The organism is Lysinibacillus sp. RC79, assembly GCF_041262405.1.
Taxonomy (GTDB): Bacteria; Bacillota; Bacilli; order Bacillales_A; family Planococcaceae; genus Lysinibacillus.
Genome location: NZ_JBGCCD010000036.1, coordinates 47,181 through 58,225, shown reverse-complemented (window position 1 = coordinate 58,225; position 11,045 = coordinate 47,181). Strand labels below are relative to the sequence as shown.

The 11,045-nt window shown below is 37.6% G+C and carries 10 protein-coding genes; 9 read left to right on the top strand and 1 reads right to left on the bottom strand.

From position 1 onward, the window contains the following. Positions 1-189: 189 nt before the first annotated feature. Entirely contained in the window at positions 190-750 is a 561-nt protein-coding gene (locus ABH968_RS23770; protein WP_370048003.1) for a glycerol-3-phosphate acyltransferase, read from the top strand. A 4-nt stretch (positions 751-754) separates the two neighbouring features. Then, positions 755-2,296 carry an aminotransferase class V-fold PLP-dependent enzyme gene (locus ABH968_RS23765; RefSeq protein WP_370048001.1) on the top strand — a complete coding sequence of 514 codons (1,542 nt, stop codon included), beginning with the start codon at positions 755-757 and terminating at the stop codon, positions 2,294-2,296. A gap of 28 nt (positions 2,297-2,324) precedes the next feature. On the opposite strand, the gene ABH968_RS23760 is transcribed toward ABH968_RS23765, so the two are convergent. Then, positions 2,325-3,293 (bottom strand): asparaginase, encoded by a 969-nt coding sequence (locus ABH968_RS23760; protein ID WP_370048000.1) that lies wholly within the window; start codon positions 3,291-3,293, stop codon positions 2,325-2,327. A 374-nt stretch (positions 3,294-3,667) separates the two neighbouring features. Between ABH968_RS23760 and prsW the strand changes: the two genes are divergently transcribed. The 7 genes from prsW to der all read left to right on the top strand — a co-directional run bounded on the left by prsW (position 3,668) and on the right by der (position 11,037). Continuing rightward, positions 3,668-4,342, top strand: a complete 675-nt coding sequence (prsW, locus tag ABH968_RS23755) for a glutamic-type intramembrane protease PrsW (RefSeq protein WP_370047998.1) — start codon at positions 3,668-3,670, stop codon at positions 4,340-4,342. A 97-nt stretch (positions 4,343-4,439) separates the two neighbouring features. Beyond that, a complete protein-coding gene (gene sleB / locus ABH968_RS23750; protein WP_370047997.1) occupies positions 4,440-5,261 on the top strand; it encodes a spore cortex-lytic enzyme in 822 nt (273 codons plus the stop codon). Between the two features lie 15 nt (positions 5,262-5,276). Next, on the top strand, positions 5,277-6,560 hold the full coding sequence (locus ABH968_RS23745; protein ID WP_370047996.1) for a PepSY1/2 domain-containing protein: 1,284 nt from the start codon (positions 5,277-5,279) through the stop codon (positions 6,558-6,560). Between the two features lie 84 nt (positions 6,561-6,644). Continuing rightward, positions 6,645-7,304 (top strand): flagellar brake protein, encoded by a 660-nt coding sequence (locus ABH968_RS23740; RefSeq protein WP_370047994.1) that lies wholly within the window; start codon positions 6,645-6,647, stop codon positions 7,302-7,304. 250 nt (positions 7,305-7,554) lie between these two features. Continuing rightward, on the top strand, positions 7,555-8,229 hold the full coding sequence (gene cmk / locus ABH968_RS23735) for a (d)CMP kinase (RefSeq protein WP_370048005.1): 675 nt from the start codon (positions 7,555-7,557) through the stop codon (positions 8,227-8,229). 102 nt (positions 8,230-8,331) lie between these two features. Continuing rightward, positions 8,332-9,468 carry a 30S ribosomal protein S1 gene (gene rpsA / locus ABH968_RS23730; RefSeq protein ID WP_370047992.1) on the top strand — a complete coding sequence of 379 codons (1,137 nt, stop codon included), beginning with the start codon at positions 8,332-8,334 and terminating at the stop codon, positions 9,466-9,468. Between the two features lie 258 nt (positions 9,469-9,726). Then, positions 9,727-11,037, top strand: coding sequence for a ribosome biogenesis GTPase Der (der, locus tag ABH968_RS23725; RefSeq protein WP_370047991.1), 1,311 nt, complete (start codon positions 9,727-9,729; stop codon positions 11,035-11,037). Positions 11,038-11,045 lie beyond the last annotated feature (8 nt).

The window sequence follows — 11,045 nt, the reverse complement described above, 5'->3', positions numbered from 1 at the left end:
GCGACGGATGAAAGGGCAAGAGCGACGGATGGAAGAGTCAAAGCGACGGATAAAAGTGCAAGAGCGACGGATAGAGGTCGAAGCGACGGATAGAAAAGCCAAAGCGCCGGGTTGAAGCGGAAATCAACTCCACGTTATGGTGATGAGACATAATTTCTCTAATCGAAGCTAATAAAAAGGTGTGAAAGAATGCTTGGATTATATTGGTTTCTAAGTTATATTGCAGGAAACTTTATGACGGCGTATGTCGTTGGAAAAGCGTATGGTGTTAATTTACAGGAAGAAAGAAGTAAAAACTTAGGGGCTCGAAATGCTGGCAGTGTGATTGGGAAAGGTGCTTTTCTATGGACTTTTTTAGGGGATTCTTTAAAAGGTGCGCTCGTTGTCGGTGCAGGACGTTTACTGCATTTCGAAGAATGGGAAATCATTTTAGGCGCTAGTTTGAGCATGCTTGGTCATATGTTTCCGTTTTGGCTTAAGTTTAATGGGGGAAAAGGAGTAGCAACTTTTATAGGTGTAGGTCTGGCACTGTCACCAAGCTTATTTTTCATGATGGTTGTAGGAACAGCTATTACGCTTAGTGTAACGAGAAGTTTAACACTTAGTATGTTAGGTGGCTTTGTTTTATATGTTGGAGCGATTGTTTATACAGATAAATTACTGTTATACATACCGATACTAGTAGCAATAAGCTTTATGCTTATTAAGCATATGCCGAATATTAAAGAGGCTTTAGAGAGAAGGAAGTGATTATATGTATTGGTGTAAAATTGCGCATACAGAAGCGGAGTTTGAGGAAATTGCACGATTAAATTATGAAACCTTTGTCGAAGAAATTCCACAGCATAAACCAAACCCCGAAAGAAAAAAAGTTGACCGTTTTCATCATGAAAATACGTATATTGTTGTTTATAAAGGAATAGAACTTATAGGCATGCTTGCATTTAGAGAGCAAAGGCCATTTTCAATTGATGAAAAGATAGGAGAGGTTGAGCAGTATTTATCAAAGGAGATTAGTACTAAGCTTTGTGAAATTCGATTGCTTGCCGTCAAGAAGGCGTATCGAACAGGAAGAGTACTATTGAAATTGACACAGGCATTAACTGCTTTTGCCTACGAAAAAGGTTATTCGGCAGCGGTTATTTCAGGTACTACTCGTGAGGAGAAACTTTATAAGCAAATGGGATTTACTCAATTTGCACCTGCTACAGGGACAGAGGATGCTTTATTTTTACCTATGGTATTAACGAGACAGCAGTTTGAAAAGTCTTTGCAGCAAAGACTTGCGAAGGAGTGCCATACATTTTATCCAGGTCCAGTAAAACAAAGTGAACCATTTATGTATTCTGAGCTTTCTCATCGTTCGTTAGGCTTTCAATCATTAATTGAGCAAATGAGAAATAAGTTGCTTCAACTATCAGGAGCAGAGCATGTAGCTACAATTGTAGGAACTGGAACATTGGCAAATGAAGTTATGTTGGGGCAATTGAAGGCTCAACAATTAGGGCGTGGATTAATTTTAACAAATGGTGAGTTTGGAGAACGTCTTCGAAAGCAAGCAGAGAGATGGTCATTAGATTTTGATGTAATAGAGCAAAATTGGGGAATTTCGTTTGATTCAAATATGTTGGACTCTTATTTGCAAAAAAGATCTTATCAATGGCTTCTTGCAGTACATGGAGAAACGTCGACTGGTACTTGTAATGATTTAAAGGGAATTTCACAGCTAACTAAACGTTACGATATAAAGCTTTGCGTAGATTGCATTAGTTCGTTCGGAGCAATGCCATTTTCCTTAAAGGATTGTTATTTAGCGACTGCAGTGAGTGGAAAAGCAATTGGTGCACTCAGTGGCTTGGCTTTTGTTTTTTCGCAAAACATTGTGAAATCTTCTACAACATTACCTGCTTATCTCGATTTAGCTAATTACCAGTCTGGTGTGATCCCGTTTACATTACCAGCAGTACTTGTTGCAAATGTTACTGCAGCATTACAAGCATATCCAGAAAGATATGGACAGCTACAGCAACGCTTTAAAACAATGCTGCAGCTACCATTTATGCACTACCAAATTTCAACTAGACAGTATCCGATGCTAATCACTTTACAACTTCCTAAGGCTTTGACAAATCTACAGAGAGATTTAAATTTAAATGGTTATTATGTTCATGCGGATAGCCAATACTTACGTCAAAGAAATTTCATACAGCTCTCTGTTATTCAGCCAGATTTTGAGATAGCAATCAATCATTTACATAAAATCTTGAATTATTATAAGCAAATTGTAGAAGCATAACTATAAGTGAATATTGAATACAATAGCCTTACATGAAAAATTTCTTTAAATCAAGAGGAGTCCCTACTTTGTTTAGTCCAATTAATAATTTCAATCGCGCCTTTTGACCATTAATACCAGTTGCAAATATAGCTCCTAAGTCTTCGAGCATTTTGCCACCGCCAACATAGCCGTAAACACCTTCTGCGATACCATTAAAACAACGGGATACGAGTACAACAGGAATACCGCGCTCTAAAAGACTTTCAATACCTTTAACAACTGTTGGAGGGACGTTGCCTTGTCCAAGGCCTTCTAACACAACACCATCATATTTACATGCGAGTACTACATCAAGTAAGTCAACCTCCATGCCAGCATACACTTTCAGCATGGCTACTCGTTTTGTTAATCCATCAATATCTACATATTGACGGCTGATAGGGGCATGGTGAAACAATATTCTTGATTTTGTAATAAGTCCTATCGGGCCATATTGAGGTGACTGAAAGGTATTGACAGAACTAGTGCTTGTTTTTGTAGTGTTAACAGCTAGATGGACCTCGTCATTCATGACAACAAGTACACCTTTTTCACGGGCTTCTTCGTCTACGGCTACGCGAACGGCTTCTACTAAATTATAAATTCCGTCTGCACCAAGTTCGTTTGAGGAGCGCATTGCACCTGTTAAAACAATAGGTATTGATAAATCAGTCGTTAACTCTAAAAAATAAGCTGTTTCTTCTAAAGTATCAGTACCATGGGTGATGACAACACCATCAATTTTCTCCTCTGCAACTTTTTCGATAATAAGGTTACGTAATTTAAGCATTTCTTTTGGTGTAATATGTGGTGATGGGAGGTTAAAAGCCTCCATTTCAATAATTGTGGCAAGTGCATTAAGTTTGTTGCTTTCCTTCATTAGAGGATTTTCCTTGTTTGGCATAACGGCACCTTCGTCACTCATCGCCATAGAAATTGTTCCACCTGTATGAATTAATAAAATTGTTTTTTTCATAAAAAATAATATCTCCTTTTAAAAAGTTTTAAGTCATATCATGGTATAATAATAGCAGTTTATCTTCATGTAACAGATATTTTTTGTCGAAAACGGAAGATTAATGTCGCAGAAGCTTCCACTTGAGACATACGAATGTTTTTTATGGGTGTCCAATAATCGACAGAAAAAGATAAACTAGGCTAAGAAATTTTACATCCTGCGAAACCGCCAAGTTGACCAACATTATACGCTGTCGCGCAAGAAACATCATGCGGCTAACGCTGCCGCGCAAAAAACATTGTTGGCCAAAAGCATTAGAAGGATGTCACGAATTTTAAAATCTTAACATAATTATGTCAAGGCGAAATTGATTTTTGAAAGGAGCCGGCATCATGATCATTTTATTATCAGCTGCCATTGCTCCCGGTCTAGCGCTTTTCAGTTACTTTTATTTGCGCAATCAGATGGCAACGGAGCCAAGAAGAACTTTACTTCAAACGTTTTTGTATGGCGCATTTTTAACGTTCCCAATCTTGTTTTTACAATATGTACTAACAGAGGAAGGGGTCTTTCGATATTTTTATCTACAAGATGTAGTTTTCTCAAGTGTAGTCGAAGAGTTTTTTAAATGGTTTGTGCTTTTAATCGCAATCTATAATCATGTAGAATTTGATGATCCTTATGATGGCATACTGTATGGTGCAAGTATATCTCTTGGTTTTGCCACGATAGAAAATGTGCTTTATTTATTTTCTTTCGGTTTGAATACTGCATTTATGCGTGCATTATTACCTGTATCAAGTCATGCTTTGTTCGGTGTTGTAATGGGCTATTATTATGGACGTGCCAAGTTTTCAAAGCTTGCAAAGACGAAAGAAATGATTGCTATGGCGCTTTGTGCACCGGTAGTATTACACATTCTATATAATACAATTTTATCATTCAAAGGATATTGGGTATATTTAATGATACCTTTTATGCTATTTTTGTGGTGGTTTGGGCTACGAAAAGTCAAGCTTGCTCATTATCACCTAGTACAACATTTGCATATGCATAAAAAAATTTAAAGCGTAGAAATCTAAAAAAGATTTCTGCGCTTTTCTATTTTTTAAATGTATAAAATGAGTCATTTGTTTCAAGCTATGAAAAAAAGGAGTGATGATCATGCGTTTAATAAGCATAATTTTTGCTTTGATGTTGGGGATTAGTATATTTGCTATTCCGCAAAATGACGCAATTGCATTTACTGGGCAACAGATTTCTCGTGGTGCTTATGGAGATGATGTAATTGAGCTTCAGGCAAGGCTACAATACTTAGGGTTTTATAAAAGTAAAATTGATGGCAAATTTGGCTATAACACATATTGGGCTTTACGAATTTTCCAAGAGAAATATGGTTTACCAGTAGATGGAATAGCCGGTGCTAAAACTAAAAAAACTTTATCAGGTTATTCAGATTATGATGAGGGATGGGTAAAAGCGCAATTAAATGCCGGAAATCAATTTACCTATTATGGTGGTACGCCACTTGAACAGCAAGTGAAAACAAACACTGGCGGCGGTGGTGGGGGAGGTAAAAGTAGTGGTAGTAGTAATAATAATGGGACTAAAACTCAACTACCTCCAAAGTATACTGACAGAGATGTACAGTTAATAGCGAATGCGGTTTATGGTGAAGCTAGGGGAGAGCCTTATGAAGGTCAAGTGGCTGTAGCAGCTGTTATTTTAAATCGTTTGGAAAGTCCTGAATTCCCAAATACTATTTCAGGTATTATTTTCCAACCACTAGCGTTTACTGCGGTGGCAGATGGACAAATTTGGCTTGAACCAAATGAACGTGCAAAAGAAGCAGTTCTTGATGCTATGAATGGATGGGATCCTTCAGAAAATGCACTTTATTATTTTAATCCGAAAACAGCTACAAGTAAGTGGATTTGGTCACGACCTCAAATTAAACGAATTGGAGAACACATTTTCTGTTCATAAGAAAGGAGGAAAAAAATGAGAACAATGCTCGTTATACTCACTGCGGCGGTTATTGGTTTAGGGGCATATAGCATAAATATGCACGGAAAAAATGCAAGTTTACAACGTACTGTGCTAGCTCAGTACACGGATAATTTAACGGATGCATCTGAGAAATTGTCGCATCTACAACAAGCTGTTTCACAATCTCTATTGTTTCGGGATGACAATGCCATTCACAATGAGTTAGATTCTGTTTGGCGACTAAGCTCTGACGTTCGATCTTCTATGTCGAATATTCCTATCGGGCAGGAAATGTCGAACGACTGGCTAAGTTACTTAGGACGTCTAGGAGATGAGGCAAAGAAAACATCTAAAGCTGGTGATTATAAAGCTTGGCGAGAAAAAATGCCACAAGTCTCTACAAATTTACAATCACTTTCAGATGAATGGTCAGCTGCAACAGTAGATTTTTATAAAAACAACGGTAAGATGGATGTCTGGTTACAACAAGTAGATACTAAGAACCCAAATACAACTTTTGATAATGTACAAAAGACATTAAAGGGTTACAGCGAAAAAGACTTCCCACTTACATTAAGCGAATCGGATTGGCAGAAAAAAATAGATCTTAAAGCATTACAAGATTCAGCCATTACTGAAAAAGAAGCATTGGAAAAAGTAAAACATTTATTCCCTATCATAAAAGATGCAACATTTACTGTTACGAAAAGTAGCGATACTTCATCATATCCGTTTTATCATATCCAATTCCATCAAGGTATTCGTTTAGGGTATGTCGATCTAACAGAAAAGGGTGGGCATTTAATATCCTATTTAGTGGAACGTCCAGTAGATGAAGCAAGGCTATCACAAGATGAAATTATGAAAAAAGCTGAAGAATATTTAAAACGACTTGGCATGAATGATGTTGCATTTGTGGAATCTCGTGAAAACCATCAAGCATGGCATGTGACATTTGCACGTGTTCACCCTGGCGATAATGCATTGATATATGCAGATGGGGTGCAATTAAAACTTGCCAAGGATACAGGCGAGTTACTTGGTGCAAATGCGATGGAATATATTCAGGCAGAGACGATTAAACCACAAACTGCAAAACCAATTGATTGGAAAACTTTCTTCGATGACGATGTGAAAGTAGAAGAAGTGAGAAATATTTATACAGATAACGGTCAATTCGAACAACGTCTTTGTTATGAGGTAATTGCGGTCCGTGATAAAAATGCGCAAGAAACATTTAGAATTGTTATTGACGCTGAAAATCACAATGTTTTAAAAGTGGAATATTTAACGTAATCTAAGAAAAAACTACCAGTTCATATAGCCAAAATGGGCATCTCATGCGATAATAAATGTATATTTGTGTTCGGGGAGATGCTCATGGAAATAAAAATTGGTACACAATTAGAACTTGAACCAACTTATACAGAGCGTGTTGAAAAATTCCGCTGTAAAGTTGTAGAACAAAAAGAAAATATTATTTACATCGATTATCCAATAAATGTTGCCACAAAGAAAACAGCTTTTTTAATAGATGGTTCTGAATTTAGAGCAGCTTTTCGCACAGAGGATAAACAATCATTTGCTTTCAATACTGAAGTGATTGGACGTAAAGCTGGTAATATACCTATGATTATGTTGCATTGTCCAAAGGCAGATGACTTTATCAAAATTCAACGTCGTGAATATGTACGTGTGGAAACGCCTGTGGATGTAGCGATACAGTTTAAGGATTACAAATATCAGCTAGTAACAGCGGATATTAGCGCAGGTGGTTTGGCAGTTACCTTAAAAGGGGCAATTGCTTTCCAAGATGATGATGATGTTCAGTTAACAATTGTTTTACCATTTGCCAATGGGGATGTAAAATACGTGAACACGGTTGCGACGGTTGTTCGTATATTCGAAAAAGATGACAAAAAAATTGCAACTATACAACTAACAGATACTGATGATGTAGACCAACAGCATATTGTTCGTCTCTGTTTTGAACGTCAGTTAGTGAATCGTCGTAAAGAAATAAATCCTTTTGATGCTTGATTTTTTACATGCGATAACGGCTAACTGACCTGCATCGCGCAGGCCTAAGCACAAAGCCGATTCCGGACGCAATTATGCTGAGGCATAATTGATTAGTCTTCCCAACCTCTATTGATGAGTAGAAATGCCATGAATTTTTGCAGGTAGTTTACACACCTTCAAATCGAGTAGTAATTTGATTTAAGAAAGCCCTCTCCTTGAAGAGGGCTTTTTTATGATACAATATGGTGTGATAGAAAGTAGGGAGAATATGAAGAAAAACATTCAAATTGCGATTGATGGACCTGCTGGTGCTGGAAAAAGCACAATCGCGAAAATTGTTGCAGAGGCACTTGAATTTACTTATATCGACACAGGTGCTATGTATCGTGCTGTGACGTATAAAGCAATGCAACAAAACATACATTTAGATGATGAAACAAAATTAGCAGAAATGCTAGCATCTAGCACAATTGAATTAAAACCTTCTTCTGAAGGACAGCTTGTCTTTTTAGACGGGAAGAACGTGTCGGCAGAAATTCGATCAAATGAGGTAACTTCATCTGTTTCACAAGTAGCGGCTCATGCTAAAATACGTGAACTATTAGTAGCACAGCAACAAAAGCTTGCGGATAATGGTGGTGTTGTTATGGATGGGCGCGATATTGCTACGCATGTATTAAAGAATGCAGAACTAAAAATCTTTATGTCTGCAACTGTAGAAGAGAGAGCAAGACGTCGTTTTATTGACAATCAAAAACGAGGAATTGAATCTACCATTGAAAAGCTTCAAGAAGAAATTGCCCTGCGCGATAAAATGGATAGCGAGCGTGAAGCATCGCCACTAATTCAAGCAGAAGATGCCATATTTTTAGACACGACAGCATTGTCAATTGATGATGCAGCACAGGCCATTTTAAAATTAGCGCAAGAAAAAACGATATAAATCCAAAAATTTCAGACATTTTTTGAATTTAAAGGATTTATTTTTGTCTTTGTCTTCAATATCGAATAAAATAGTAAGGGAAGATGCGAAGGAGGGTTACATATGTCTGAAGAAATGAACTATGCAGAACAAACGTTTAACGAAGGTGATATCGTCAAAGGTATTGCAGAGCAGGTTGATGAAAAAGCGGTAACTGTTTCAATTCCAGGTGCACCGTTTGACGGTATTGTGCCAATAAGTGAATTATCAAGCTTACACATTGAAAAAGCGTCTGACGTAATCTCTGTTGGAGATGAGTTGGAGTTGATGATTACAAAAGTTGAAGAAGGAAACTATGTATTATCAAAACGTAAAGTAGATGCTTTAAAAGCATGGGATACTCTTGAGCAACAATTCAACGCTGAGGAAATTTTCGAAGCGGAAGTAAAAGATATTGTTAAAGGTGGTCTTGTCGTAGATTTAGGAGTACGTGGCTTCGTTCCAGCCTCCCTAGTAGAAGACTACTTTGTTGATGATTTTGAAGACTATAAAGGCAAATCTCTCAGCTTTAAAATTGTAGAGCTTGATAAAGAAAAAAATCGCTTAATTTTATCACATCGTGCTGTAGTGGAATCTGAAAAAGCTTCTCAAAAGAAAAATGTTATTAATCAAATTAAATCTGGCGATGTTTTAGACGGTAAAGTACAGCGTATCGCATCATTTGGTGCATTTATTGACCTTGGTGGTATTGATGGCCTTGTGCACATTTCACAAGTGTCTCATGAGCATGTGAGCGATGTGAGCGAGGTTTTATCAGAAGGACAAGAGGTGAAAGTGAAAGTCCTTTCTGTAGACCCAGAAAATGAGCGTATTTCGCTATCCATTAAGGAAACGATTCCTGGTCCTTGGTCGAACATCGAGGAGCGTGCCGCGAAAGGTGCAGTGCTAGATGGAAAAGTAAAACGACTTACTTCATTCGGAGCATTTGTGGAAGTTTTCCCAGGTGTAGAAGGTTTAGTGCATATTTCGCAAATTGCGCATAAGCATATAAACACGCCACATGAAGCTCTAAAAGAAGGACAAGAGGTACAGGTGAAAGTGCTTGACGTAAATGCTGAAGAAGGCCGCTTAGCATTAAGCATTAAGGATTTACTTGAAAATCCTGAGGCAGAGGAAATAATCGACTATGAATTACCAGAAGAAAACACAGGCTTCTCTTTCGGTGATGTCATTGGCGATAAACTGAAAAATTTTAAATAAACTAGACAAGCGAGGATACAGTTTGTGTCCTCGCTTTTTTTATGGAGAAACGGATAGAAGAATCAAAGAGTTAGATAGAATAAGACAAAGCGAGGATAGCCACATCGAAACACTAGATTGAAGAGGGTAACGATGAAAAAATTCCCAGAGAAATGAATAGAACCGTACATAGCGCGCTCTTTTATGGATATGATATGATATAATGGCATTTTTCGTGTATAATAGCGAAAGACAAGAAGTTGGAAGGATGAAGTACAGATGACAAAACCAGTAGTAGCCATCGTAGGTCGTCCGAACGTAGGTAAGTCGACGATTTTTAATCGTATCGTTGGAGAACGTGTATCGATTGTGGAAGATATTCCAGGAGTTACACGCGACCGTATTTATAGTTCGGCAGAGTGGTTAACACATGATTTTAATATTATTGATACAGGTGGTATCGAGATTGGGGACGAGCCGTTTTTAGAGCAAATTCGTCAACAAGCAGAAATTGCCATTGATGAAGCAGACGTTATAATCTTTATGACAAATGGTCGTGAAGGTGTAACAGCTGCTGATGAGCAAGTTGCTAAAATTTTATACAAAACAAAAAAACCGGTCGTTTTAGCAGTGAATAAAATTGATAACCCGGATATGCGCGAGATGATATATGATTTCTATGCGCTTGGCTTTGGTGAACCTTGGCCAATTTCTGGTTCTCACGGCTTAGGCTTAGGGGATTTATTGGATGAATGTGCAGAACATTTCCCTAAGGAAGATGAAGATCAATATGGGGACGAGGTCATTAAATTCTCGTTAATCGGTCGTCCAAATGTTGGGAAATCTTCGTTGGTAAATGCATTTTTAGGCCAAGACCGCGTTATTGTTAGTAATATCGCAGGTACTACTCGAGATGCTATTGACACGCCTTATGAGTATGATGATCAGGAATATGTCATTATTGATACTGCAGGTATGCGTAAAAAAGGGAAAGTATACGAAACGACAGAGAAATATTCTGTATTACGTGCGTTACGTGCAATTGAACGCTCTGATGTTGTTTTAGTTGTTCTAAATGCAGAAGAAGGCATTCAAGAACAAGATAAAAAAATTGCAGGCTATGCGCATGAAGCTGGAAAAGCTATTGTCATCGTTGTTAATAAATGGGATGCTATTGAAAAAGACGAAAAAACAATGAACGTCTTTACACAGCAAATTCGTGAGCATTTCTTATTCTTAGACTATGCTCCAATTATTTTTGTATCAGCCAATACAAAGCAACGTGTACATCAAATTTTACCGATTATACAACGTGTAAGTGAAAACCATGCAATGCGTATTCAATCATCTATCCTTAATGAAGTGATTGAGGATGCAGTAGCACGCAACCCAGCACCAACTGATAAAGGCCGCCGTCTTCGCATCTACTATGCTACCCAAGTTGCGATACAGCCACCTACTTTTGTGGTGTTTGTTAATGAGCCAGAGTTAATGCATTTCTCTTATGAACGATTTTTAGAAAATCGTATTCGAGAAACATTTGATTTTGAAGGAACGCCAATTCGTTTAATTACCCGTGCTCGTGCTTAGGAAAAATA

Excerpts from the sequence above, each read along its gene's own strand:
- ABH968_RS23770 (WP_370048003.1), top strand. The coding sequence starts at position 190 with ATGCTTGGATTATATTGGTTTCTAAGTTATATTGCAGGAAACTTTATG.
- ABH968_RS23765 (WP_370048001.1), top strand. The coding sequence starts at position 755 with ATGTATTGGTGTAAAATTGCGCATACAGAAGCGGAGTTTGAGGAAATT.
- ABH968_RS23760 (WP_370048000.1), bottom strand. The coding sequence starts at position 3,293 with ATGAAAAAAACAATTTTATTAATTCATACAGGTGGAACAATTTCTATG.
- prsW (WP_370047998.1), top strand. The coding sequence starts at position 3,668 with ATGATCATTTTATTATCAGCTGCCATTGCTCCCGGTCTAGCGCTTTTC.
- sleB (WP_370047997.1), top strand. The coding sequence starts at position 4,440 with ATGCGTTTAATAAGCATAATTTTTGCTTTGATGTTGGGGATTAGTATA.
- ABH968_RS23745 (WP_370047996.1), top strand. The coding sequence starts at position 5,277 with ATGAGAACAATGCTCGTTATACTCACTGCGGCGGTTATTGGTTTAGGG.
- ABH968_RS23740 (WP_370047994.1), top strand. The coding sequence starts at position 6,645 with ATGGAAATAAAAATTGGTACACAATTAGAACTTGAACCAACTTATACA.
- cmk (WP_370048005.1), top strand. The coding sequence starts at position 7,555 with ATGAAGAAAAACATTCAAATTGCGATTGATGGACCTGCTGGTGCTGGA.
- rpsA (WP_370047992.1), top strand. The coding sequence starts at position 8,332 with ATGTCTGAAGAAATGAACTATGCAGAACAAACGTTTAACGAAGGTGAT.
- der (WP_370047991.1), top strand. The coding sequence starts at position 9,727 with ATGACAAAACCAGTAGTAGCCATCGTAGGTCGTCCGAACGTAGGTAAG.